This window comes from Streptomyces sp. NPDC020958, assembly GCF_055562175.1.
Genome location: NZ_JBVHFU010000013.1, coordinates 207,775 through 231,726, shown reverse-complemented (window position 1 = coordinate 231,726; position 23,952 = coordinate 207,775). Strand labels below are relative to the sequence as shown.

Genomic DNA, 23,952 nt, shown 5'->3' with positions numbered 1-23,952 from the left:
CGTCAGGCCGCGGCGCGGCGCCGGGTCACGTCGGCCGGGATGTACGCCTGGGTCTGGTCCGCCCTGACCGCGTGGTGCAGGGGTGCCGCGTTGGCCTGGTCGAGGGCGGACGCGGTCACGGCGGCCGGGCCGAGGACGACCGTCGCGACCGCGCAGACCACGGCCCAGGGCCCCCGGGACGCCCTGACCCACCCGGTCTTCTCCGGCTGCTCCGCGCGTTCGGCACGGGCTTCGGTACGACTGCTGTTCATGATCCCCGCCTCCAGTCGGCTGCTGATGTCCACGACGGTAGGACGCGTGGATCTGAGCAGACTGCGTGCTGCCTATGACGTGTCTGTGGACGTCCCGGCGGGGGTCGGCAGCGGCGGGCGCGACCGCGTCACCGAGGGCGTCGGCGTCGCACCGGGCGTCCGCGTCGGCGTCGGCGTCGGCGTCGCCGTGGCCGTGGCCGTGGCCGTGGCCGCCGGGAGTCTGCCCTGGAGCCGGGCCGCGGCCGTCCTGATCTCGGGGAGGCGGGCGGTGAGGGCGGCGCCGGGGCAGCTGGTGCGGTAGCCGTCCTGGTGGCCGGCCACGGCGGGCAGCGTGACGGCGGTGCCCTTCTCGTAGCGGCTGAGTCCGTTGCTGGAGACCAGTCGGGTCCCCGCGCGCGGGTCGACGTCGGCCAGGCCCAGTTTCCAGGCGGCGAGCGCGGCGATCGCGTCGGTCATGGCGCGCGGCACGGGCACCCCGGCGGTGAAGGTGCCGAGCGCCGCGATGCCGGCGGTGCGGTGGTTGAAGCCCTGGGTGTGGGCGCCGGTGACGGCCCGGTCGACGCCGCCGGCGCGGCCCTCGTAGATGGTGCCGCAGCGGTCGACGAGGAAGTTGTAGCCGATGTCGTCCCAGTCGCGGTCGCCGGTCTGGCCGGTGTAGAGACGCCGGATGATCTCGGGTGCCTGGGCGCAGGAGTAGCCGTTGGGCGAGTCGGTGTGGTGCACGAAGACGGCGACGACCCGGTCGTCGTAGCGCGGGGGCGGCTGGGTGCGGCGGACGGTGGCGTCCAGCCAGACCTCGCGCGGCACGATGCGGGGCCTGGGCGCCCGGTGGTGGGCGGCGGGGCCGGCGGGCTCGGGCGCGGCCAGGCGCATCGGGACGGGGCGGTCGGCGCCCTGCGGGCACAGCGCCAGCGCGAGGGCGGCGGCGAGGCCCGGCAGGCAGCCGAGCAGCGTCAGGGCGGTGGCTCTGGTGCGCCGCCCTGCTCTGGGGAAGACACGCATGGCCCCCACTCTCGGCGCGGCCGGAGCCGCCCGCGATGTGTGCTGTGCCACCTGGTGGAACCATCGTCCCGGTCCGGGGCGTTTCAGGGGGTACACGCATGCGTGGCCGGTTGTCGCGGTTCCCGCGTGCGTGAACTGATCACTGGACCTGTCCCGAGCGTATTCAAGGGCACCGAGAGAAAGGCGGCTCCGTGGACCTGCTCGACCTGGTGCTCGTACTGGTGGTCCTCGTGTACGCGGCGGCCGGCTACCGGCGCGGGCTGGTGGCCGGCTGTGTGTCGCTGGCCGGGTTCGTGGGCGGCGCGGTGGTCGGCGTGTGGGTGCTGCCGTGGGTGATGGAACTGGTCACCCGCGGGACGGCGACGGCGACGGTGGTCGCCGTGCTCACGGTGCTGGTGCCCGCGGTGGCGGGGCACGAGCTGGCGGGACGGCTGGCGCTGCGGCTGCGCCGGGAGCTGGACCAGGGTCCGCTGCGGGTGGCGGACGGGCTGGGCGGGGCGGTCGCCAACTCGGTGGCGGTGCTGATCGTGGCGTGGGTGGCGGCGAGCGTCCTGGGTGCGTCCTCGTCGCCCGCGGTGACGACGGCGATCCGGGACTCCCGGGTGCTCGGCGCGGTGCAGCACGCCATGCCGGACACCACGCCGGCCTGGTTCTCGCGGGCCACCTCGGCACTCACCGAGGCGGGTTTCCCGCAGGTCTTCAATCCGTTCGAGAACGAGTCGACGGCCCAGGTCGCCAAGCCCTCCGGCGACAACGTGACGGTGGCGGCCACGGACGCGGCGAAGCGCAGCACGGTCAAGATCGAGGGGTCCTCCGGCACCCAGGGCCGCGAGGGCAGCGGCTTCGTGTTCGCGCCGGAACACGTGATGACCAACGCGCACGTGGTGGCCGGCATCGACAACCCGAGTGTGCGGATCGGCGGGGTCGGGGCGTCGTACGACGCGCAGGTCGTGCTCTTCGACCCGGACCGGGACGTGGCGGTGCTGTACGTGCCGCAGCTGCGGGCGCCGGTCCTGAGGTTCGACACCTCGGCGTCGCGCGGGAGGTCGGCGGTGGTGGCCGGCTATCCGCAGGACGGCGACCTGAACCTCCAGGCGGCCACGGTGGCGAACAAGGTGCAGGCCACCGGGCAGAACATCTACAACGACGCCACGGTGACCCGGGAGATCTACTCGATCCGCTCCACGGTGCGCCCCGGCAACTCCGGCGGCCCGCTGCTGACCACCGGCGGCAGGGTGTACGGCGTGGTGTTCGCCCGGTCCACGTCGGACAGCGAGACGGGGTACGTGCTGACCGCCGACGAGGTGGCCGCGGACGCCGCGCGCGGGGCGCGGGCCACCTCGGCGGTGGACACCGGCGAGCTGATCACGCCCTGACCGTCACAGCGACCGGCCCATGATCACGTCGTCGACGTACTCGCCGTCGAGGAGGAACTCCCCCGGCAGCACGCCCTCGACGGCGAAACCCTCGGAGGCGTAGAGCCGGCGCGCGGGGGTGTTGTGCCCGAGGACGCCGAGCCTGATCCGGCGGGCACCGCGGCGGCGGGCCTCGTCCATGGCGGCCCGCAGCAGCGCCCGGGCGACGCCCTGTCCGCGGGCGTCCTCGGCGACCGCGAGGCCCTGGATCTGCCGGACGTGCGCGTTGGCGGCGAGCCGGTAGGCGCGGCCGAGGCGGACGTAGCCGACGATCCGCCGGTCGAGTTCGGCGACCAGGGTGTCCTCGGGGGCGTGCCGCTCACCGAAGAAGGGCTCGTACGGCGGCTCCGGCCGGGGCAGTACGGCGTGCCGGTACGACCAGGTGTCACGGTCGAGGGCGGCGAGCTCCTCGTCGTCGTCGGGCAGGGCGGTGCGTATGTACGGCTCTGGCATGCGGTCACCCTAAGTCGGCCGACACCGGTGCCCCCACGCGTTTTCCGGTCCCCGTCCAGGCATGCTGGGTGCCATGGAACGCTCTCGTATCGCGGTGGCCGGTGCGTCCGGTCTCATCGGCAGCGCCCTGGTGCGGTCCCTGCGGGCGGACGGGCACGAGGTGGTCCGGCTCGTGCGGCGGGCCGCGCACGGCCCCGACGAGGTCTGCTGGGACCCCGGCGGGCAGTACGTGGACACGGCCGGGCTGGCCGGCTGCGCCGCGGTGGTGAACCTCGCCGGGGCCGGGATCGGCGACCGGCGCTGGACGCCCGCCTACAAGCGGGAGATCCGGGACAGCCGGGTGCTCGGCACGGCGGCGCTCGCGCGGGCGGTGGCCGAGCTGGCGGAGCCGCCGCGGGTGTTCGTCAGCGGCAGCGCGGTGGGCATCTACGGCGACACCGGCGACCGGGCCGTGACCGAGGACGCTCCGCCCGGGGACGGTTTCCTGCCGTCGCTGTGCGTGGAGTGGGAGGCGGCGGCGGACCCGGCGCGACAGGCGGGGGTGCGGACCGTGTTCACCCGTACCGGCCTGGTGGTGGCCCGGGGCGGCGGGGCGTGGGGGCGGCTGTTCCCGCTGTTCAAGGCGGGCCTGGGTGGCCGGCTGGGCGACGGGCGCCAATACTGGTCGTACATCGCGTTGCACGACGAGGTGGCCGCGATCCGCTTCCTGATGGAGACCGAGGGTCTGTCCGGCCCGTTCAACCTCACCGCGCCCCACCCCCTGACGAACCGTGAGATCACCGCGGCGATGGCCCGGGTGCTGAACCGCCCGGCCCTCCTCCCGGTGCCCGCGGCGGCCCTGCGGGCCGCCCTCGGTGAGCTGGCCGGGGACGTGCTCGGAAGCCAACGGGTGGTGCCGAAGCGGCTGCTGGAGTCAGGGTTCACGTTCGCGTTCCCGGGCATCGAGGACGCGATCCGCGCGGCATGACGGCCCCTGTGACCGTATGCGACCGCCGTGCGACCGTGCCCTGTTCATGCGCGACTGTCCTTGACCGGTCAGCGCCCTAACCTCGACCCGAACTCGGGTATCCCCGGAGCGGGTTGGGGGCATCACGTCTCCACCGGACGCGCAATCGAGGAGGGGCCTCGTGCATGAGCCCGCGTACCAGGCGGACGTCGTCGTCGTGGGGGCCGGTGTCGCCGGACTCTCCGCGGCTCATCGGCTGAACAGCGCAGGAGTGACGACCGCGGTCCTGGAGGCCGCTCCTTACGTCGGCGGGCGGATGTCGACCGAGAAGGTCGACGGCTTCCGGCTCGACCGGATCGGCCAGCTCCTGTCCACGTCCTACCCGGAACTACGGCTCACCCCGGGACTGGACGCGCTGGTTCTGCGCCGGTTCGCGCCCGGCGTGCTGCTGCATCGTGACGGGCGCAGGCACCGGGCGGGCGCTCCGGCGGGCGGGGGCAGCGCGAGGGGCGCACTGCACGCGGTGCGCGCCCTGGCAAGCGCCCCCAGGGGCGGCTCGGCCGTGTCGCCGGTGCGGGCCCACGCCCCCATGGGCGGCGCGGTCGACCAGGCACGGCTCGGCGCGGCCCTGGGCCGGCTCGCCGGGACGCCGGTGGAGCGGATCCTCGCCCGGCCCGAGCTCACCGCCGCGCGCGCCCTCACGGAGCGCGGGGTGTCCGCCCGCACGATCGACGGTTTCCTGCGTCCGCTGCTGGCGGCCCTGCTGTGCGATCCCGAGCTGACGACGTCCAGCCGCTGCGCGGACCTCGCGCTGCGCTCCTTCGCGAGCGGGCGGCTGTGCCTGCCGGAGGGCGGCGCGGACGTCCTCCCGGACCTGCTCGCCCGGGCCCTTCCGCCGGGCACCGTGCACACCGGGGTCCGGGTCACCTCGGTCTCGACGACCTCCGTGCGGACGGCGGAGCACGGGGAGGTCCGCTGCCGGGCGGTGCTGCTGGCGACCGACGCGCGCGCGGCCGCCGAGTTGCTGCCGGGCCTGCGGGTGCCGGACTTCCACGAGGTGACGGTGGTCCACCACACGACCGACGAACCGGCGAGCCTGACCACCGGGGCGTCGCTCCTCCTCGACGCCGACCGGAGCGGCCCGGTCTCGCACACCTCCGTCGTCAGCAACGTCGACCCGAGCCGGGCGCCCCAGGGCCGGGCGCTGATCTCCTCCACGGTGCTCGGCGCCCCGCCCGCGGACGTCGACACGGCGGTGCGCATGCACCTGGCGCGGCTGTACGGCACGTCGACGCGCCGCTGGGAGACCCTCGCGGTCCACCACACCCCCGAGGCGCTCCCCGCCATGCGCCCACCGCACGACCTGCGCCGCCCGGTCCGCCTCCTGGCCGGCCTCTACGCCTGCGGCGACCACCGCGACACCAGCACGGTCCAGGGAGCCCTCCACTCGGCCCACCGAGCGACAGCGGCGATCCTGGCGGACCTGGGCGCATCGGGCTCGATGCACAACGCGGAAACCATGCAACGCCGGGCCGCATAGCGCCCCTGCAGGGGCGCTGGGGGTGCCCCCGGCCGAAGGCTGGGGGAGGAACTGCGCGACCAGCCACAACGGCGCGGCACCGGCCGACGACCGCCACCCGCAACAACGAGTGGCGACGCCCGGCCCGGCACCGCCGAACACCGCCGTCGTGGCTGATCACCGCCGCGGCGGACAAGGGTGTGCCCGGCGCAGCGACCGAACCGGCAGGACGAGCGGCACGTCAGTTCAGCGCCGCCACCTTCTCCCGGTACCCCTTCACCGGCGCCGCGTCCTTGTAGGGCTCCAGCCGGCGTTCGAAGTCCCTGACGTACTCCGCCGCCCGTACCGAGCGCATCTCCGCCGCCGCGCCCGCCGCCTCCGCCCCGAGCGCGCAGGCCTGGTCCAGTTCGCCGAGCCCGAGGCGGGCGGTGGCGAGGACGACCCGGCAGAACAGGCGGCTGCGCGCATAGGAGGGCGCACGGAGCTGCAACGAGCGCTCCGCGTGCTGCGCCGCCGCCCGGAACTGCTGGAGGTCCCGGTGGCAGTGCCCGAACTCGTCGGCGAGCTGGGCCTCGTCGAAGAAACGCGCCCAGTGGGGCACGTCGTCGCCGGGCCGGGCCGTCTCCAGGGCGCGTTCCGCGCGGACCAGTGCGCCGGTGCACGCCCGCACCTCGCCGAGCACGCCGTGCGCCCGGGCCTCCGCCGCGTGCAGCAGCGCCTGGACCACCGGCGGGGCGTTCGTGCCGACCCCCTGCTGCGCGACGCGGGCCAGCTGCACCGCCTCCCTGCCGTGCCCCAGGTAGACCGCCTGACGGCTCATGGTGACCAGGACGTAGGAGCCGTACGCCCGGTCCCCCGCCGCCTGGGCGAGCCGCAGCGACTGGACGAAGTAGCGCTGGGCGAGGCCGTGCGCCGCGATGTCGTACGACGTCCACCCCGCGAGCCGGGTCAGGTCGGCCGCCGCGCCGAACAGCCTGCGGCCGGTCTGTTCGCCGTAGGTGCCGCGCAGCATCGGCTCGCACTCGTGCTCCAGGTACCGCACCAGCGCCTGCCGGGCGTGCCCGCCGCCGTACGCGTCGTCGAGCGTGCGGAACAGGTCGGCGACCGAGCGGAGCGCGGCGATGTCGCCGGCGGTGACCTTCTGGCCGGATCCGCGCTCGGTCCCTCCGCGTGGCCGCAGCGGCAGGGCCTGCACCTGCTTGGGCGCCGCGGGGCGGGTCTGCGCGGGCACCCGGGCCGCCGTCGCCGGGGCCGGCTCACCGCGGGCCACCCGGTCGTCGGCCCGGCCGATCAGCCAGTCCCGGCTGGGGACCACGAGGCCGGCCGGGGTGAACGCGATCTTGCGGAGTTCGGCGTGGCTGCCGGAGTCCTTGCGCCACAGCCCGCTGACGATGTCGACGGCCTCCTCGGGGGTGGCCGCGAACTCCAGTCCGGCGTACACCGGGGCGCAGGCGTCGAGGCCCAGGTCCTGGGCGGTGAGCCGGCGGCCGAGGCGCCGGGTGAAGACCTCGGCGATCAGGGCGGGGGTGGTGCCGCGGGGCTGCTGGCCGCGCAGCCAGCGGGTGACCGATGTCTTGTCGTATCTGAGATCCAGCCCGTGTTCGAGGCCGAGCTGGTCGACGCGACGGGCCAGACCGGCATTGGAGAACCCCGCTTCTGCGATGAGCGCGGCGAGCTGGCGGTTGGGGGTGCGCTGCGCGGGTCGGTCCGTCATCTGGGGTGCGGTCTCCTGCCTTCTGGCTCAGCTCGGTAGCTTGTGCCCGGATTGCCGGTGAGCAGCCCTTTTGGCGCTCGTGGACGGCGCGAATGTAGCGGAGAGTGAGCACCTGATCGCACACTTCGACATTCATTCATCCGATCGTGTGAGGATTGACCCCAGAGCTGACGCGCGACCGGCGGACGTACAGTGGCTTGGGCGCGTTATGTGCCTGACACACCCGTCGCCAAGGGAGGCGCTTGCCGTGAGTGAGTTGCGGTTCGTCCGTATGGGGTTCGGCGCGGACGCGGTCGAGTACCAGGAGGCGTGGGACGAGCAGCGCCGGGTGCACGCGGCACGGTTCGCCGACGAGGCCCCCGACACGGTGCTGCTGCTCGAACACCCCCCGGTGTACACGGCCGGCCGGCGCACCGCGGACAACGAGCGCCCCCTCGACGGCACCCCGGTCATCGACGTGGACCGCGGCGGCAAGATCACCTGGCACGGCCCCGGCCAGCTGGTGGGCTACCCGATCCAGAAGCTGCCGCGCCCGGTGGACGTGGTCGCCCACGTCCGGCGGCTGGAGGAGGCGCTGATCCGGGTGTGCGCCGAGTTCGGCCTGGAGACCACCCGGGTGGAGGGGCGCAGCGGGGTGTGGGTGCTCGGGGACCCGGTGGAGCAGCGGCCGGCCCTCGGCGGCCTCTCCCTGGACTTCGACCCGCGGCTGCACGACGAGGAGTTCGACCCGCGCCTGAACGGCCCGGAGTACGCGCCCTCGAACGCGGGCCAGCGCCGCGAGGACCGCAAGATCGCGGCGATCGGCATCCGGGTCGCCAAGGGCGTCACGATGCACGGCTTCGCACTGAACGTGAACCCGGACAACAAGTGGTTCGACCGGATCATCCCGTGCGGCATCCGGGACGCCGGCGTCGCCTCCCTGGCGGGCGAACTGGGCCGGGACGTGACGATCGAGGAGGTGCTGCCCGTGGTGGAGCGGCACCTCAGGGACGTCCTGGAGAACGCCGAACTCGCGCCGAGGGTGATCGAGAAGACACCGGCGGCCTGACTCCGGCCGCCAGGCATTCGAATCCACGGGCGTACGCTGGAGCACGCCGAAGAATCAACGCTAGGGAGCCGGTCGTGTCCGCAGTCGCACCCGACGGACGCAAGATGCTGCGCCTGGAGGTCCGCAACAGCCAGACCCCCATCGAGCGCAAGCCCGAGTGGATCAAGACCCGGGCGAAAATGGGCCCCGAGTACACGAAGATGCAGAACCTCGTGAAGAGCGAGGGCCTGCACACGGTCTGCCAGGAAGCCGGCTGCCCGAACATCTACGAGTGCTGGGAGGACCGCGAGGCGACCTTCCTCATCGGCGGCGACCAGTGCACCCGGCGTTGCGACTTCTGCCAGATCGACACCGGCAAGCCCGAGGCGCTGGACCGCGACGAGCCGCGCCGCGTGGGCGAGTCCGTGGTCACCATGGACCTGAACTACGCCACCATCACCGGTGTCGCCCGCGACGACCTGGCGGACGGCGGGGCCTGGCTGTACGCCGAGACGGTCCGGCAGATCCACGAGCAGACGGCCCGGCGCGAGGGCGGCCGCACCAAGGTCGAGCTGCTGGCCCCCGACTTCAACGCGGTCCCCGAGCAGCTGGCCGAGGTCTTCGCGTCCCGCCCCGAGGTCTTCGCGCACAACGTCGAGACGGTGCCCCGGATCTTCAAGCGGATCCGCCCCGGCTTCCGCTACGAGCGGTCGCTGAAGGTCATCACCGAGGCCCGCGACGTCGGCCTGGTCACCAAGTCCAACCTCATCCTCGGCATGGGCGAGACCCGCGAGGAGGTCAGCGACGCGCTGCGCCGGCTGCACGAGGCGGGCTGCGAACTGGTCACCATCACCCAGTACCTGCGCCCGAGCGTCCGGCACCACCCCGTCGAGCGCTGGGTGAAGCCGCAGGAGTTCGTGGAGCTGAAGGAGGAGGCCGAGCAGATCGGCTTCTCCGGCGTGATGTCCGGGCCGCTGGTCCGCTCCTCCTACCGGGCCGGGCGCCTCTACCAGATGGCCGTCGAGAAGCGCGGCGCGTTCGTCGCCGCACAGGCGGTCTGACGCTGCCCGCCGTCCGGGTTGTGTGAATTCACGCACAAGGAGCTACTGGTCAGTAATGACCGAATGGACGCGGTCCTGGCCGTCCTCGCTGATGAGGGCGTACGCCGGGGCCGCGTCGGCGTTCCCGGGGCGCGCATCAAGGCTTCATGGCTGTTTGACCGGTCGGTCACGCCCTGGTAACACCGAACAGTGACGCTGGTATCACAGCACGTACCCACTCCGAGGGGGACCACCACCATGCAGGCCGCGCCCGTCCGCGCCACCGCCATCCCGTCCTTCACCGACGCGCTGCGCGCCGTCGAGTCGCTGCTGCTGAGCAGCGGCCAGCGCACCGCGCGCCGCAACGCGTGGACCTCCGTGCTCGAGGACCGCCGTCGCGCCAAGGACCGGGTCGAGGCGCAGCTCTTCCTGGAGCAGGCCGCCGGCCGCTCCTGACCCCCGTCCCGCGGGCCTTCCCGGGACACTGCCGTCGTAGCCGCTCCCAGAGCCACGTAGACTTCGGGACATGGCGAGGAAGGAACCCGCAGCGGATGCTGCGAATGCCGGGCGACTGAAGCAGATCGCCCTTACGTACAAGATGACCCGCAAGGCCGACAAGACGATCGGTCTTGTGCTCGCGGGTGTCGGTCTCGGCACGCTCGCGGTCTTCCTCGTGATCGGCTTCTTGATCGGCCACCCCGTCTACCTGGGCATCCTGGGCCTGTTGCTCGGCTTCCTCGCGACGGCGATCGTGTTCGGCCGCCGGGCCGAGCGGGCGGCCTTCGGGCAGATGGAGGGCCAGCCGGGGGCCGCAGCCGCCGTTCTGGACAACATCGGACGGGGCTGGACGACCACGCCGGCCGTCGCGATGAACCGCAGCCAGGACGTCGTGCACCGGGCCGTCGGCAAGGCCGGCATCGTCCTGGTCGCCGAGGGCAACCCGAACCGGGTGAAGACCCTGCTGGCCGCCGAGAAGAAGAAGATGGCGCGCATCGTCGCCGACGTGCCGGTGCACGACGTGATCGTCGGCACGGGTGAGGGCCAGGTCCCGCTGAAGAAGCTGCGGACGACGATGCTGAAGTTCCCGCGGGTGCTGACCGGCCCCCAGGTGACGACCACCAACGACCGGCTGCGGGCGATGGGTGACCTGATGTCCAACATGCCGCTCCCGAAGGGGCCCATGCCCAAGGGCATGCGGATGCCGAAGGGCGGCGGCGGCAGAACCCGCTGACCCGCGACGTAAGCGCACCGAAGGGGCCGCCCGGATCACTCCGGGCGGCCCCTTCCGTCGTACGGCCTCAGCCCGCCGACGCGGATCGGACGCGCGCGAACTCGGGCTGGTCGAGCAGCCGCAGCCAGCTGCCGTCGTGCTGGCGCCTGACGACCTGCGCCCGAGCGCCGGTCCCGTCCTTCGGCGGGGTCGACGTGAGCGCGATGTCGCCGCTGACCAACGTCGGCAGCGGCTGCTCCGGCTCGAAGCGGGGGCCGCCGGCCAGCACCTTCGCCCACAGGTCCCGGATCGCCTGCCGACCCACCGTCAGCTCACCGGGCGGGTAGGCCAGCACGGCATCCTCTTCGTAGAGTGCGGCGACCCCGTCCGCGTCCCCGGCGTTGGACCGCTCGACGAACAGCCGCGTGATGTCCTCGGGCCGCATGGCCTTCTCGTACTCCGGCATGCCCTGCCTCCTGATGTCGAATTCCGGCGGTTCTCAGACTGGCCGCGAGCCTGCCAGAAGTCCAACAGATGGTTCTTGTACGAACTAGAATCGTGGGTCATGGATCTGAGGCAGCTCGAATACCTCGTCGCCGTGGCCGAGGAACGCAACTTCACCCGGGCCGCCGAGCGCGTGCACATCAGCCAGTCCGGCGTCAGCGCGCAGATCCGCCAACTGGAACGCGAACTCGGCGCGGAGCTGTTCGACCGGTCCGCCCGCACCGTCACCCTCACCGTCGCCGGAAAGGCAGCGCTCGAGCACGCCCGTGCCACGCTCGCCGCGGCCGGGGCGGTCGGCCGGGCGGTGGACGAGGTGACCGGCCTGGTCCGGGGCAGCGTCACCGTCGGGATGGTCGCCGGTTGCACGCTCACCCCGCTGTTCGACACCCTTGCCGCGTTCCACGAAGCGCATCCCGGCGTCGAGATCCTGCTGCGGGAGGACAGCTCGGACCGGCTCGCCGACGGCGTGCGCACCGGCGCTCTCGACCTGGCACTCGTCGGGGCCGCGGCCGTCACGCCTGCCGGGCTGGACGCGCTGACCGTCGTCAGCGAACGGCTCGTGGTGGCGGTCCCGGCCGGCCACCCGCTGGCGCGGCGGCGACGGGTCGTCCTGCGCGACCTGATGGACCATCCGCTCGTGTGCATGCCGGCCGGCACCGGCCTGCGTACGGTGTTCGACCAGGCCTGCGCCGCACAGGGCCTGCGGCCCTCGATCACGTTGCAGGCCGGCGCCGCGAACGCCATCGCCGACCTCGCCGCCCGCGGCCTCGGCGTGGCCGTCCTCAGCGCCTCGATGGCCGCGGGCCACCGGGACCGGCTCACCGCCCGCACGATCGACGACGTGGAGACACCGGCGCTGCTGGCCCTGATCTGGAAGAACGCGCACAACCCGGCGGTCCGCGAACTGGTCACGCACGCCCGGCGCGCGTTCGGCACGCGCTAGGCGTTCCCGATGACACGCCGCCGAACGGAGCATCGCGGCGTTTATCGGGTCATCAGCTCCTACCCTTCCGAATGTGACAAAACGCCATATCACATACCTCGCGTGCGGTACCGCCCTGTGCGGTGCCCTCCTCGGCGCCGCTCCGGCGTCCGCCGCCCACCACGTGCACTGGGTGCGTCCCGGTGAGTCGATCCAGAAGGCGGTCGACGCCGCCCAGCCCGGCGACACGGTCATCGTGATGGCCGGCACCTACCGCGAGAGCGTCAAGGTGACCACGCCCGGTCTGACCCTGCGCGGCATGGGCCCGGCGACCGTGCTGGAGCCCGCCAAGAAGGCCAAGGCGCCCAAGCCCGCCAAGGCCGCCAAGCCCGCCAAGCACGGCAGGAAGAAGGCCGCCGCTCAGAAGTCCTGTGCGGAGATGGGCAACGGCATCTGCGTGGTCGGCACCAAGAGCAAGCCCGTCGAGGACGTGACCATCGCCAGGATGACCGTCACCGGGTTCTCCCGGACCGGTGTCATGGCCGTCGGCACGGCCAACCTGAACGTGCACGGCGTGGCCGCCGTGAAGAACGGTCAGTGGGGCATCGCCGAGGAGCGCTCGGTGCACAGCACCTACCGCGACAACGTCGCCCGGAACAACGGCGACGCGGGCCTGTTCCTCGCCAACTCCGTCACGGCGGAGAAGGGCGCCACCGACACCGCGGGCACCGTCGTCGAGCACAACCTGCTGGAGGGCAACCGGATCGGCGTCACCGTGCGCCGGCTGCGCAACCTCACCGTCACGGACAACTCGGTCACCGGGAACTGCGCGGGCGTGTTCGTCGTCGGTGACGAGAACAAGCCGAAGGCCGGCAAGATCACGGTCACCGGGAACCAGGTCGTCAAGAACAACAAGTACTGCCCGAAGACCACGCGGCTGTCCTTCCTCCAGGGCTCCGGCATCGTGCTGACCGGCACCGAGAACACCCTGGTCACCAGGAACCTCGTGACCGGCAACTCCGGCAAGTCCCCGCTGTCGGGCGGCGTCGTGATCTTCAAGAGCTTCGTGGGCGCCACCAGCGACAAGAACAGCGTCACCGACAACAGCCTGTCGGACAACGCCCCCGCCGACCTGGTCAACCAGGAGGCCGCCAAGCACGGCAACGCCTTCAAGGGCAACTCGTGCAAGAAGTCCAAGCCCGCGGGTCTGTGCTGACCGGTCGGACGTACGACACCCCCACACGGAAGGAAGGCGGCACATGACCGCACCAGCACGCGACCTCTCGGCGCCCGCGAAGGAGTCCGGGGCGCCGGCGCAGGAGGGCGCTCCGCCGCCGTCGATGCGGCTGCGCGAGCTCGTGTTCGGGGCGGCGTGTGCCGCCGCCGTCCGCGCGGCCGCCCGACTGCGGGTCGCCGACGCGCTCGGGGACGCCCCCATGACCGTGGAGAGCCTGGCGTCCGCGGTGCGCACCGACCCCAGGCCGCTGCGGCGGCTGCTGCGCGCGCTGTCCTGCTACGGCGTCTTCGCCGAGCGCCCGGACGGCACGTTCGCGCACACCGAGACCTCCCGGCTGCTGCGCGAGGACGACCCGCACAGCCTGCGTTACATCGCCCTGTGGTGCACCGAGCCGTGGACCTGGGACGCCTGGCCGAGGCTCGACGAGGCCGTGAAGAGCGGCCGCAACGTCGTCGAGGACCTCTACGGCAAGGAGTTCTTCGTCTACCTGAACGAGGACGCGCCGGAGTCGGCGGACGTCTTCAACCGGGCGATGACCACCTCCAGCGAGCAGTCGGCCCGTGAGGTCGCCGCCCTGCTCGATCTGTCCGGCAGCCGGTCGGTCGCCGACCTCGGCGGCGGCCAGGGGCACGTGGTGGCCTGTCTGCTGGACAAGTACCCGGCGATGAAGGGCTACCTGCTGGACCTGCCGAAGGTGGTGGACAAGGCGCTGCCCCGGCTGCGCGAGGGCGGTGACCTCGCGGACCGGGCGAGCATCGTGCCGGGCGACATCCGCGAGGCCGTGCCGGTCGACGCGGACGTCTACGTCATCAAGAACATCCTGGAGTGGGACGACGAGTCCACCGCCCGGCTGCTCGCCAACGTCACCGCGGCCGGCGGTCCGGGGGCCCGGGTCGTGGTCATCGAGAACCTGGTCGACGACACCCCGTCGATGCGGTTCAGCACCGCGATGGACCTGTTGCTGCTCCTGAACGTCGGCGGGGCCAAGCACACCACCGACAGCATGGTGCGGCGGCTGACCGACGCGGGGCTGGCCGTCCAGGACATCAGTCCCGTCAACCCCTACCTGCACGCCTTCGACTGCGTGGTGCCCGCCTCCTGAGCGGCCGCGGACACGCCGGTGCCGGGCCCGCGTCCGACGTGGGCCCGGCACCGTTCGGCTGGACGGCGGTTCAGCGGGCGCCGTCGCGCTCCCAGAGGTAGAAGCGCTGCGCCATCGCGTCCTTCGGGGAGCGCCAGGTCTCCGGGTCGTACGCGCTGACGTACGCCGTGAGACGGTCGCTGATGTCCCTGAACTCGGGGTGCGAGGTGACCTTGGCGATGGCCGGTCCCGGCTCGCGCTCGGATTCGACGAGGTGCATGTACACATCGCCGAACTGGAAGAGGCTGCGCCGGACCACCCCGACGAGGTGCGGCAGCTCTCCCCGGTCGGACTCCGCGAACACCTTCGCGATGTCGGGCGCGGAGCCCGGTGCCATGCGGGCGACGATCAGGGCCTGGTGCACGTGTCTCTCCGTTCCTGTCTTCCGGACGGCCGGCTCAGTCGGCGAGGGCCGGGTCGGGGCGCCGGCCGGTGGCGGCCTTCTCGATCTTGTCCCTGATCAGGGCCATCTGGACCTTGGAGTTCTTGTTGATGTTGTCGGTCATCCACTCGTCGTCGACGGGGGCCTCCGGCTTCATCGCGAAGTCCTGCGTCCACACCATCCGGGTGCCGGCCGGTACCTCCTCGTACCGCCAGTGGATGTCCATGTGGGCGAAGGGGCCGGTCTCGACGCGGCGGGCCCGGACGGTGAGGTTCTGCCGGTCGGTCTCGCGCTCGGAGACCCAGCTCCAGACCTTGCCGTTGTCGTCGGGGTGCATGGTGAGCCGGAAGGTGACCTTGTTCCCCTCCTCCGACAGGATCTCGGCGCTGGCGTACTCGCTGAACAGCTGCGGCCAGTTGGCCACGTCGTTGGTCATGTCCCAGACCAGGTCGACGGGGGCGGCGATGGTGATCTCGTTCTGGGTGTGTCCGGTCATCTCAGGCTCCCGCGGGCATGGCGCTGTTGACGAGGTCGAGGAACTGGCGGGGGGTCTTGCACCGCTCGGCGTCGACCGGCATGGGCACGCCGTGCCGGTTCTCCAGTTCGCCGACGATGCCGAGCAGACCGAGCGAGTCGACTCCGAAGGCGTCGAAGCCGGTGTCGGCGCGGTCCTGCAGGTCGGCCGGGGAGACGGTGACGCCGGCGGCCTTCTTCATGAGTTCGGACAGTTCGTCCACGGTGATGCTCATAGGGAACTCCTCCTTCTGCGCTGCCGGTCAGCAGCTGTTGTGCACGTCACCCGGCTGCGCCGTGGCGCAGTACGAGTGCCGAGTTCGACCCCATGAGTCCCCGGCTGAGGACCAGCGCCGTGCGGGGGGCCGCGGCGCGGGCGCTGCCGGTCACGAGGTCGAGGTCGTGGCAGATGTCGAAGACGCCCGGGGTCGGCGGGATCAGCCCGTGTTCCATGGCGAGCACCGCGGCGGCGGTGTCGAGGACGGGGGCCGCGCAGTAGCCGCGGCCGATCCCGGTCTTCGGCGCGGTGACCGGCACGCGGGTGCCGTGCGCGCCGAGGGCGTCGGTGATGGCCAGCGCCTCCGCCCGGTCGGCCGCCGGTACGCCGAGGGCGTCGGCGAAGACCACGTCGACCTCCTCGGGTGCGCAGCCGGCCTCGGCGAGGGCGCCGCGGATCGCCTGGGCGAGCCCCTCCCTGGACTCGGCCCAGCGGGAGGCGCCGGTGAAGGTCGACGCGTGTCCGTCGAGGGTGGCCCGCACCGGCAGGCCGCGTCGGCGGGCCGAGCCGGTGTCCTCGACGACGAGCATGGCGCCGCCCTCGGCCGGCACGAACCCGCAGGCCTGTTCGGTGAACGGGCGGTAGGCGCGGGCCGGGTCGGTCTCCCGGCTGAGTTCCTCGTAGCCGAGCTGGCAGACCACCGAGTACGGAGCTATCGGCGCCTCGGTGGAACCGGCCACGATCACGTCCGTACCGCGCCGCACCGCGCGCGCGGCGTGCGCGAGGGCGTCCAGGCCGCCGGCCTCGTCGGCGGCGACCACCGAGCAGGGTCCCTTGAAGCCGCGCCGGATGGAGATCTGGCCGGTGCTGGCGGCGTAGAACCAGGCGATGGACTGGTAGGGGCCGACGAACCGGCTGCCCTTGCCCCACAGCTGCTGGAGCTCGCGCTGGCCGAACTCGCCGCCGCCGGAGCCGGCCGCGGTGACCACGCCGATGTCGAACGGCGTGCCGTCGGTGTCGGCGCGGCCGAGGCGGGCGTCCTCCAGGGCGAGGTCGGCCGCGGCCATCGCGAAGTGGGTGAAGCGGTCGGTCTGGACGATGAGGCGTTCCTCGACGGCGGCCGCCGGGTCGAAGTCGCGGACCTCTCCGGCGACCTTCATGGGCAGGTGCTCGCAGCCGTCGCGGGTCACCTTGTCGAGGACGTTGCGTCCCTCCTGGACGGATTTCCAGAAGGTGTCGGTGCTGGTTCCGTTGGGCGCGACGACACCGATGCCGGTGACCGCCGCCCGCCGAGGACGTGATCCGCTCATGGTGTCCTTCCTCTCGGCCGGGTCAGGATCACCGCGGACTGGAAGCCGCCGAACCCGCTGCCCACGGACAGGACGCCGCCCAGCCTGCGTTCGCGGGCGAACCGCGGCACGTAGTCGAGGTCGCACTCGGGATCGGGGGTCTCGTAGTTCGCGGTGGGCGGGACGACCTGGTGGGCCAGGGCGAGCACACAGGCGACGACCTCGATCGCGCCGATGGCGCCGAGCGAGTGGCCCACCATGGATTTGATGGAGCTCATGGGCGTGCTGTAGGCGTGCTGTCCGAGCGCCTTCTTCACGGCGGCGGTCTCGTGGCGGTCGTTCTGCCGGGTGCCGGAGCCGTGCGCGTTGACGTAGTCGATGGCGGTGGGGTCGAGGCGGGCGTGGTCGAGGGCGGTCTCGATGGCGCGGGCCATCTCCAGGCCCTCACTGGTGAGGCCGGTCATGTGGTAGGCGTTGCCGAAGGTGGCGTAGCCGTCGAGCCGGCAGTAGATGTGCGCGCCGCGGGCCTTGGCGTGTTCCTCCTCCTCCAGGACGAGCACCGCTCCGCCCTCGCCCATGACGAACCCGTCGCGGCGGTTGTCGAAGGGCCGGGAGGCGTGCTCGGGGTCGTCGTTGTTCGGGGAGGTGGCCTTGATCGCGTCGAAGCAGGCCATGGTGATCGGGGAGATCGGGGAGTCCGAGGCACCGGCGATGCAGATGTCGGCGCGGCCTTCCTGGACGGTGTGGAAGGCGTAGCCGACGGCGTCCAGCCCCGAGGTGCAGCCGGTGGAGACGGTCTGCACCGGACCCTGAGCGCCGAAACGTTCCGCCACGGCGGAGGCCAGGGTGCTCGGGGAGAACGCCCGGTGCAGCTGGGGCTGGGCCTGCCGGTGGTCCACGTCCCAGTGCCGGCCCGCATCGCTCACCAGGACGTAGTCGTGCTCCAGACGGGTGGTGCCGCCGACGGCCGTCCCCAGGGAGACCCCGATCCGCCAGGGGTCCTCCCGGCCCAGGTCGAGACCGGAGTCCCGGACCGCCTCGTCACCGGCTACCAGGGCGAACTGTATGTAACGGTCCGCCCGCTCGACGTCCTCGGCGTCCAGGCCGTGCGCCGCCGGGTCGAAGTCGCACTCGGCGGCGATCCGCGACCTGAGGCCGGAGGGGTCGAAGAAGGTGATGCCGCGCGTCGCGGTCCGGCCGGCGGCGAGCAAGTCCCAGAACGCCGGTACGCCCACACCCCCCGGAGCCACGATGCCTATGCCCGTAACCGCCACGCGCCGGGTCACGACCGGACCTGCCCCACGGCGACGGCTTCCGTCTCCTCGGTGTCGACGTGGCCCAGGGCCGGGCGCGGGGCCAGCGGACCGAGGTGGAAGACGATCCTCGCCTCGACGTTGCCGACGTTGCGGAAGCGGTGCTTCATGTTGATCGGGATCATCAGACCCTGCTCGGGGCGCAGCAGGTGCGGCTCGCCGTCCAGGTCGACCTCCAGGTCACCGCAGACGACGTACACGAACTCCTCGGAGTACGGGTGGTAGTGCTCGGCGATGCGGTCGCCCGGCTGCACGATGGCCACACCCATGAAACCGCTGGTGGAACCGCAGGTGGCGGGGGTGAGCATGGCGCGCAGGTCGCCACCGCGCTTGGTGTTGGGCTCGACCTCGCTGAGGTCCACGATCTTCGGAATGGGCTTCATCACGTACTCCTCCGTGACTGTGATGCCGTGGATGTGTCGCCGCGGTCTGATGCGACGGTGGTGGGGGTCAGGCGGCCGGCGAGCGACGGTCGGTGATCAGCCGCATCCGCACCGCGTCGCCGTCCAGCAGGGCGGCCAGCGCGGGGGCGGGCGTGGTGTCCGGGGCCGCGCCGGAACGGTGCTCGACCAGTCGTACGACGACGTCGTCGCGCTGGAAGATCGTGCTGTGCAGCACCGGGCTCGCCGGGTCCTCGGCCGCGGCCTCGTCCTGCTGCGCGAGCAGCTCCGCGAGCCGCATCCCGCTGCCCGGCCGGGCCGGGTAGTACAGCGCGTGCCGCTCGCCCTCGGCCGGCTGGTCGGCGGTGACGTGGTGGACGGCCGGCAGCGCCGCCCGGGTGAAGAACACCCGTGCGGACTCCTGGTCGTTGAGATCGCGCTCCTGCTCCAGGTAGGGGTTGATGGCCTCCTCGACGGCCCGCACCTCGGGCTGCCGGGCGACGTGGCGCAGGGCGGCCATCAGGTCGCCGCGCACCTCGATGGCCCGCACCACCCGGTTGCCGTGCATGAACAGGGAGGTGCGGCACAGCCGGGTGGAGTCGTCGACCTTGGCCTCGGGCGAGGCGTAGTCCGCGAGGATCCTCGCGACCTCGGCCTCGCTGCCCGGCCGGACCGTGAAGGTGAGCGCGTGGCGGATCACGCCGTCGCCCATCCGCGGGTCGGCCTGCAGCACCCGCACCGCGTCCGCGGCCGGCCCGCCGGTCTCGCGGACCACGTGGAAGCGCAGCGAACGGGTGTCGCGGACGCAGTTGTGCAGCGGCTTCACCATCTCCACGTGCTCCTCGCTGTTCACCCAGGCGAGGAACGGCGGCGCGCTCTCCCACTCGCTGGTGATCAGCCACTGCGAGGGGTTCTCGATGGACTGGCAGAGCTGGTCGCTGACGTGTCCTGGAACCTGTGCGACCTGGTTGCACAGCTGCTCGTAGGCCTCCAGGAACTGCTGCTGCGCGCCGTCGTTGACGTCCACCAGCAGGACGACCCGGAGCCGGGAGCCGTCGAAGACGGACTGGGAGACCCGTCTCGACACCGGGCGGGTCAGTTGTTCCGAAACCTGTTCCGAGATCGTCGTCATGCTTCGCACATCTCCTTCGCTGGGGCAGCGGCCTGCGCCTTCGCCGATGACGCGGCGTCAGCGCTTCTCGATCCTGTGCCGGTCCTCCGACGCGCGCGACTCGCGTGAACCAGGTGGGTGATTGAGCGCGCCGAACCCCTCCCGAAGGGGCCCGGATGGGGCATGGAAGTTCCATCGCACCTGACGCGCAACATCCGCCCCTGGAGTGCCCGATGCACCAGAAAACCGATCACCAGGTCCCCGTCCTCGTGGTGGGCGGCTCCCTCGTGGGCCTGTCCATGTCCCTGTTCCTGGGCCGTCTAGGCGTACGCCACCTGCTCGTCGAACGGCACTCCGGCACCTCGATCCATCCACGCGGCCGGGGCAACAACGTGCGGACGATGGAGCTGTTCCGCAAGGCAGGCATCGAGTCCGACATCAGGGCGGCGGCCTCGCTGCTCGCGGACAACCACGGCATCCTCCAGGCCCCGACGCTGGTCGGCGACGCCGGCGACTGGCTGTTCAAGGAGATCGACCCGGGCGGCGGACTCGCCAGGTTCAGCCCGACCGGCTGGTGCCTGTGCAGCCAGAACGACCTGGAGCCGGTACTCCGCCGGGCAGCCGAATCACTCACCGGCGAACTGCGCTACTTCCACGAGCTGGAGTCCTTCGAACAGGACCCCGAAGGAGTGACGGCCTACGTCCGCGACCGTGACTCCGACCGGATGTACACCGTCCGCGCCGACTACCTGGTCGCCGCCGACGGCCCGCGCAGCCCGGTCCGCGGCCGCCTCGGCATCGGCCAGACGGGCCCCGGCGACCTGTTCGCGAACGTCAGCATCACCTTCCGCTCCAAGCTGCTCGCCGACACCGTCGGGGACCGCCGCTTCATCTGCTGCTACCTCACCGACCCGGAGGCCGACGGCGCCCTCCTGCCCGTCGACAACAAGGAACGCTGGGTCTTCCACGCCCCGTGGCACCCCGAGCGCGGTGAGACCCTCGACGAGTTCACCGAGGACCGCCTCACCCGGCACATCCGCCGCGCGGTCGGCGTCCCCGACCTCGACGTCGAGATCACCGGCCGGGCGTCCTGGCGGGCGGCCGAACGGGTCGCGGAACGCTACGCGGACCGGCGGGTCCTGCTCGCCGGCGACTCCGCGCACGAGATGTCCCCGACCGGCGCGTTCGGCTCCAACACCGGCATCCAGGACGCCCACAACCTGGCCTGGAAGCTGGCGGCCGTCCTGGACGGCTGGGCCGGCCCCGGGCTCCTGGACTCCTACGACGCCGAGCGCCGCCCGGTCGCCCTGGCCACCAGCGCCCGCGCCTCCGCCCGCTCGGTGGAGCACAGCCACCCCGGTTTCGCACCGGCCCCCGGGATCGGCGCCGACCGGCGCGGCGGCATCCTCAACGTCGTCCTCGGCTACCGGTACCCGAAGGGGGCGGTCGTCGGGGCCGACCCGGAGCAGCCGCTCGTACCCAATGGGATGAACCTGACCGGACAGCCGGGCAGCCGGGCCCCGCACCTGTGGCTGCGCCACGCGGGCGAACGCATCTCCACGCTCGACCTGTACGAGCGCTCCCTGGTGCTGCTCAGCAGCCCGGACACGCCCTGGCACCGGGCTGCCCGCCGCATCGCGGACACGGAGCGGGTACGACTGGACGCGTACGGCATCGGCACCGGCGGCGATCTCGTCCCGGACGCGGAGGGCACCGACTGGGCGACGGCCCACGGCACCACGGCGGACGGGGCGGTGCTGGTCCGGCCGGACGGGTTCGTGGCGTGGCGGTCGGAGGGCCCCGCGCGGGGCGACGCGGAAGCGGAGCTGCGGGAGGTCCTGCGAAGGGTGCTGCGCACCCGGTGACTTTCGCGGGCTGCGCGCCCTACATGCGGACCTCCACGGTCTTCGCCAGCCGGTCGTGCAGTCCCCTGCCGTCCCGGTCCCACACCAGCGCCGGGATCGCGAGGCACAACAGGACCGTGCGGGCCAGGGCGCGCAGCGGCTGCACCCGCCCGGTCTCGACCCCGACCACCCGCAGCCCGAACAACCGCTTGCCCGGCGTGAAGCCGACCGTGCCGACGGTGAGGACGCCCAGGACGAGGAAGACGAGCAGCGCCCAGTTGCTGGTGGCCGGGCTGTAGCCCTTGGTGATCAGGCCGTATGCGATCAGGACGCACAGCCCCCAGTCCACGAGCAGCGCACCGAGCCGTCGACCCGGGCGGGCGACGGAGCCCGGCCCGTGCTCCGGCAGACCGAGCTGCTCACCCCGGTATCCGAACTCCGCGCCCGCCTCTTCCAGGGCCGCGCGGGGTCCGGAGAGCCACGATCCGACTGCTTGCCTGTTGTCCACCCGTCCACGGTACTGCCCGGGCGCCCGCCAGGGTCCCGGCGGGGTCCCGGCGGGGCGTCCTGGGACTACGGTGGAACGAGCCCGGTTAACTTCAGCGAAACAAATGGGTCACGCCCGAGAAACCACCCGTCCCTAGGGTCGGGGACAGCGTGTGCCACCGCACTGGCCGCACGAACGAACTACCACCCCGGCACGGGAACGGCCGGGAGTAGGAGGAGCTGGATGTTCCAGAACGCCGACGAGGCCAAGAAGTTCATCGCGGACGAGGACGTCAAGTTCATCGACGTCCGTTTCTGCGACCTGCCGGGCGTCATGCAGCACTTCACGCTGCCCGTCGAGGCGTTCGACCCGGACGAGGAGCTCGCCTTCGACGGATCGTCGATCCGCGGTTTCCAGGCGATCCACGAGTCCGACATGGCGCTGCGCGCGGACCTGTCGACCGCCCGGGTGGACTCCTTCCGCCGCGACAAGACGCTCAACATCAACTTCTTCATCCACGACCCGATCACGGGCGAGCAGTACTCCCGTGACCCGCGCAACGTGGCGAAGAAGGCCGAGGCCTACCTCGCCTCGACCGGTATCGCGGACACCGCGTACTTCGGCCCCGAGGCCGAGTTCTACGTCTTCGACAGCGTCCGTTTCGCCACCTCGGCGAACGAGAGCTTCTACCACATCGACTCCGAGGCCGGCGCCTGGAACACCGGCGCCCTCGAGGACAACCGCGGGTACAAGGTCCGCTACAAGGGCGGCTACTTCCCGGTCCCGCCGGTCGACCACTTCGCCGACCTGCGCGCCGAGATCTCCCTGGAGCTGGCCAAGTCCGGCCTCCAGGTCGAGCGCCAGCACCACGAGGTGGGCACCGCCGGCCAGGCGGAGATCAACTACAAGTTCAACACGCTGCTCGCCGCCGCGGACGACCTCCAGCTCTTCAAGTACATCGTGAAGAACGTGGCCTGGCGCAACGGCAAGACCGCGACCTTCATGCCGAAGCCGATCTTCGGCGACAACGGCTCGGGCATGCACGTCCACCAGTCGCTGTGGTCGGGCGGCGCCCCGCTGTTCTACGACGAGGCCGGTTACGCGGGCCTGTCGGACACCGCCCGCTACTACATCGGCGGCATCCTCAAGCACGCCCCCTCCCTCCTCGCGTTCACCAACCCGACGGTGAACTCGTACCACCGTCTGGTGCCGGGCTTCGAGGCTCCGATCAACCTGGTGTACTCGCAGCGCAACCGCTCCGCCGCGATGCGTATCCCGATCACCGGCTCGAACCCGAAGGCCAAGCGCGTCGAGTTCCGCGCGCCCGACTCCTCCGGCAACCCGTACCTCGCCTTCTCGGCCCTGCTGCTCGCGGGTCTGGACGGCATCAAGAACAAGATCGAGCCGGCCGAGCCGATCGACAAGGACCTCTACGAGCTGGCTCCCGAGGAGCACGCGAACGTCGCCCAGGTCCCGACCTCCCTCCCGGCCGTCCTCGACTCCCTGGAGCGCGACCACGAGTTCCTGCTCGCCGGTGACGTCTTCACGCCCGACCTGATCGAGACGTGGATCGACTTCAAGCGCACCAACGAGATCGCCCCGCTGCAGCTGCGTCCGCACCCGCACGAGTTCGAGCTGTACTTCGACGTGTGATCGACGCCTCCCCGGCGGCCGGCGCCCCCGTCCCTGTTTCTCAGGGCGGGGGCGCCGTCGTATCGTGCGGGGGTACTGGCGTTCGAGACGGGGGACGGGATGACGCAACAGGACGACGAGCAGCGCGAGTTCGATCTTCGGTGGGCCGAGCAGGCGGAGCAGAAGGAGCCGTCGGCGCGGGCCCGGATGCTGGCCGCCCGCTGGAAGGAGAACCCGCCGGACCCGGCGCCGTTCCGGGCCGATCCGGGGCCGGTGGCGCCCCGGCGGTCGTCGTGGGTGTCGACCGCGATCGTCCTCGGCTGCGTGGCGGCGGTGATCGTCCTGCTCGGGTACCTCCAGACGCGGTCACCGTACTAGGGCCCCTAGGAGCCTTTGCCGCCAC

The 23,952-nt window shown here is 72.1% G+C and carries 26 protein-coding genes; 13 read left to right on the top strand and 13 right to left on the bottom strand.

What is annotated here, in order from left to right; translation table 11 throughout:
* Positions 1-2: 2 nt before the first annotated feature.
* Together ACZ3KP_RS31210 and ACZ3KP_RS31205 are read right to left on the bottom strand one after the other, a co-directional pair.
* Positions 3-251: a hypothetical protein gene (locus ACZ3KP_RS31210; protein WP_467503539.1), complete on the bottom strand. Its 249-nt coding sequence runs from the start codon at positions 249-251 to the stop codon at positions 3-5.
* Between the two features lie 72 nt (positions 252-323).
* Positions 324-1,253 carry a peptidoglycan recognition protein family protein gene (locus ACZ3KP_RS31205; RefSeq protein WP_467503482.1) on the bottom strand — a complete coding sequence of 310 codons (930 nt, stop codon included), beginning with the start codon at positions 1,251-1,253 and terminating at the stop codon, positions 324-326.
* Between the two features lie 191 nt (positions 1,254-1,444).
* Between ACZ3KP_RS31205 and ACZ3KP_RS31200 the strand changes: the two genes are divergently transcribed.
* Positions 1,445-2,629, top strand: a complete 1,185-nt coding sequence (locus tag ACZ3KP_RS31200) for a MarP family serine protease (protein ID WP_467503480.1) — start codon at positions 1,445-1,447, stop codon at positions 2,627-2,629.
* A gap of 3 nt (positions 2,630-2,632) precedes the next feature.
* Here ACZ3KP_RS31200 and ACZ3KP_RS31195 read toward each other — a convergent pair whose 3' ends face one another.
* Complete coding sequence (locus ACZ3KP_RS31195) at positions 2,633-3,121, bottom strand: GNAT family N-acetyltransferase (protein WP_467503478.1); 489 nt, start codon at positions 3,119-3,121, stop codon at positions 2,633-2,635.
* A 73-nt stretch (positions 3,122-3,194) separates the two neighbouring features.
* Here ACZ3KP_RS31195 and ACZ3KP_RS31190 point away from each other — a divergent pair, with 73 nt between their 5' ends.
* Together ACZ3KP_RS31190 and ACZ3KP_RS31185 are read left to right on the top strand one after the other, a co-directional pair.
* Positions 3,195-4,088, top strand: a complete 894-nt coding sequence (locus tag ACZ3KP_RS31190; protein ID WP_467503477.1) for a TIGR01777 family oxidoreductase — start codon at positions 3,195-3,197, stop codon at positions 4,086-4,088.
* 160 nt (positions 4,089-4,248) lie between these two features.
* Positions 4,249-5,607: an NAD(P)/FAD-dependent oxidoreductase gene (locus ACZ3KP_RS31185; protein ID WP_467503475.1), complete on the top strand. Its 1,359-nt coding sequence runs from the start codon at positions 4,249-4,251 to the stop codon at positions 5,605-5,607.
* Between the two features lie 220 nt (positions 5,608-5,827).
* Here the strand turns inward: ACZ3KP_RS31185 and ACZ3KP_RS31180 are convergent, their stop codons facing one another.
* A complete protein-coding gene (locus ACZ3KP_RS31180; RefSeq protein WP_467503473.1) occupies positions 5,828-7,300 on the bottom strand; it encodes a regulator in 1,473 nt (490 codons plus the stop codon).
* Positions 7,301-7,547: 247 nt separating this feature from the next.
* Here ACZ3KP_RS31180 and lipB point away from each other — a divergent pair, with 247 nt between their 5' ends.
* The 4 genes from lipB to ACZ3KP_RS31160 all read left to right on the top strand — a co-directional run bounded on the left by lipB (position 7,548) and on the right by ACZ3KP_RS31160 (position 10,598).
* Positions 7,548-8,348 carry a lipoyl(octanoyl) transferase LipB gene (gene lipB, locus ACZ3KP_RS31175; protein WP_132886365.1) on the top strand — a complete coding sequence of 267 codons (801 nt, stop codon included), beginning with the start codon at positions 7,548-7,550 and terminating at the stop codon, positions 8,346-8,348.
* A 74-nt stretch (positions 8,349-8,422) separates the two neighbouring features.
* Entirely contained in the window at positions 8,423-9,388 is a 966-nt protein-coding gene (gene lipA / locus ACZ3KP_RS31170; RefSeq protein WP_467503472.1) for a lipoyl synthase, read from the top strand.
* A gap of 237 nt (positions 9,389-9,625) precedes the next feature.
* Positions 9,626-9,823: an SCO2195 family GlnR-regulated protein gene (locus tag ACZ3KP_RS31165; RefSeq protein ID WP_132886367.1), complete on the top strand. Its 198-nt coding sequence runs from the start codon at positions 9,626-9,628 to the stop codon at positions 9,821-9,823.
* Between the two features lie 70 nt (positions 9,824-9,893).
* On the top strand, positions 9,894-10,598 hold the full coding sequence (locus ACZ3KP_RS31160) for a DUF4191 domain-containing protein (protein WP_132886368.1): 705 nt from the start codon (positions 9,894-9,896) through the stop codon (positions 10,596-10,598).
* Between the two features lie 67 nt (positions 10,599-10,665).
* Here ACZ3KP_RS31160 and ACZ3KP_RS31155 read toward each other — a convergent pair whose 3' ends face one another.
* Positions 10,666-11,043, bottom strand: a complete 378-nt coding sequence (locus ACZ3KP_RS31155) for a YybH family protein (RefSeq protein WP_467503469.1) — start codon at positions 11,041-11,043, stop codon at positions 10,666-10,668.
* Between the two features lie 99 nt (positions 11,044-11,142).
* On the opposite strand from ACZ3KP_RS31155, the gene ACZ3KP_RS31150 reads away from it, so the two are divergent.
* The 3 genes from ACZ3KP_RS31150 (at position 11,143) to ACZ3KP_RS31140 (ending at position 14,342) form a co-directional block, all read left to right on the top strand.
* The gene (locus ACZ3KP_RS31150; RefSeq protein ID WP_467503468.1) at positions 11,143-12,024 is read left to right on the top strand and encodes a LysR family transcriptional regulator; all 882 of its coding nucleotides are present in this window, start codon (positions 11,143-11,145) and stop codon (positions 12,022-12,024) included.
* Between the two features lie 73 nt (positions 12,025-12,097).
* Positions 12,098-13,219: a right-handed parallel beta-helix repeat-containing protein gene (locus ACZ3KP_RS31145; protein WP_467503466.1), complete on the top strand. Its 1,122-nt coding sequence runs from the start codon at positions 12,098-12,100 to the stop codon at positions 13,217-13,219.
* Positions 13,220-13,343: 124 nt separating this feature from the next.
* Positions 13,344-14,342, top strand: a complete 999-nt coding sequence (locus tag ACZ3KP_RS31140; protein ID WP_358971162.1) for a methyltransferase — start codon at positions 13,344-13,346, stop codon at positions 14,340-14,342.
* A 70-nt stretch (positions 14,343-14,412) separates the two neighbouring features.
* On the opposite strand, the gene ACZ3KP_RS31135 is transcribed toward ACZ3KP_RS31140, so the two are convergent.
* From ACZ3KP_RS31135 to ACZ3KP_RS31105, 7 genes are all read right to left on the bottom strand, one after another.
* Positions 14,413-14,745 carry a TcmI family type II polyketide cyclase gene (locus ACZ3KP_RS31135; RefSeq protein ID WP_358970248.1) on the bottom strand — a complete coding sequence of 111 codons (333 nt, stop codon included), beginning with the start codon at positions 14,743-14,745 and terminating at the stop codon, positions 14,413-14,415.
* A gap of 34 nt (positions 14,746-14,779) precedes the next feature.
* Positions 14,780-15,259 carry an SRPBCC family protein gene (locus ACZ3KP_RS31130; protein WP_467503465.1) on the bottom strand — a complete coding sequence of 160 codons (480 nt, stop codon included), beginning with the start codon at positions 15,257-15,259 and terminating at the stop codon, positions 14,780-14,782.
* A 1-nt stretch (position 15,260) separates the two neighbouring features.
* Positions 15,261-15,512: an acyl carrier protein gene (locus ACZ3KP_RS31125; RefSeq protein WP_046728247.1), complete on the bottom strand. Its 252-nt coding sequence runs from the start codon at positions 15,510-15,512 to the stop codon at positions 15,261-15,263.
* Between the two features lie 46 nt (positions 15,513-15,558).
* Positions 15,559-16,803 carry a ketosynthase chain-length factor gene (locus ACZ3KP_RS31120; RefSeq protein WP_467503462.1) on the bottom strand — a complete coding sequence of 415 codons (1,245 nt, stop codon included), beginning with the start codon at positions 16,801-16,803 and terminating at the stop codon, positions 15,559-15,561.
* Complete coding sequence (locus ACZ3KP_RS31115; RefSeq protein ID WP_467503461.1) at positions 16,800-18,068, bottom strand: beta-ketoacyl-[acyl-carrier-protein] synthase family protein; 1,269 nt, start codon at positions 18,066-18,068, stop codon at positions 16,800-16,802. Before ACZ3KP_RS31115 ends, ACZ3KP_RS31120 begins: the two co-directional genes overlap by 4 nt.
* Positions 18,065-18,478 carry a cupin domain-containing protein gene (locus ACZ3KP_RS31110; RefSeq protein WP_467503459.1) on the bottom strand — a complete coding sequence of 138 codons (414 nt, stop codon included), beginning with the start codon at positions 18,476-18,478 and terminating at the stop codon, positions 18,065-18,067. The genes ACZ3KP_RS31115 and ACZ3KP_RS31110 overlap by 4 nt, the downstream gene beginning before the upstream one ends.
* A 67-nt stretch (positions 18,479-18,545) precedes the next feature.
* Positions 18,546-19,607, bottom strand: coding sequence for a SchA/CurD-like domain-containing protein (locus ACZ3KP_RS31105; RefSeq protein WP_467503457.1), 1,062 nt, complete (start codon positions 19,605-19,607; stop codon positions 18,546-18,548).
* Between the two features lie 212 nt (positions 19,608-19,819).
* On the opposite strand from ACZ3KP_RS31105, the gene ACZ3KP_RS31100 reads away from it, so the two are divergent.
* Positions 19,820-21,451, top strand: a complete 1,632-nt coding sequence (locus tag ACZ3KP_RS31100) for an FAD-dependent oxidoreductase (protein WP_467503455.1) — start codon at positions 19,820-19,822, stop codon at positions 21,449-21,451.
* A gap of 19 nt (positions 21,452-21,470) precedes the next feature.
* On the opposite strand, the gene ACZ3KP_RS31095 is transcribed toward ACZ3KP_RS31100, so the two are convergent.
* The gene (locus ACZ3KP_RS31095; protein ID WP_358970265.1) at positions 21,471-21,938 is read right to left on the bottom strand and encodes an RDD family protein; all 468 of its coding nucleotides are present in this window, start codon (positions 21,936-21,938) and stop codon (positions 21,471-21,473) included.
* A gap of 222 nt (positions 21,939-22,160) precedes the next feature.
* On the opposite strand from ACZ3KP_RS31095, the gene glnA reads away from it, so the two are divergent.
* Both glnA and ACZ3KP_RS31085 read left to right on the top strand, forming a co-directional pair.
* Complete coding sequence (gene glnA / locus ACZ3KP_RS31090; protein WP_132886378.1) at positions 22,161-23,570, top strand: type I glutamate--ammonia ligase; 1,410 nt, start codon at positions 22,161-22,163, stop codon at positions 23,568-23,570.
* Positions 23,571-23,669: 99 nt separating this feature from the next.
* Positions 23,670-23,927 (top strand): SCO2583/SCO2584 N-terminal domain-containing protein, encoded by a 258-nt coding sequence (locus ACZ3KP_RS31085; protein ID WP_467503453.1) that lies wholly within the window; start codon positions 23,670-23,672, stop codon positions 23,925-23,927.
* The last annotated feature ends 25 nt before the right edge of the window (positions 23,928-23,952 follow it).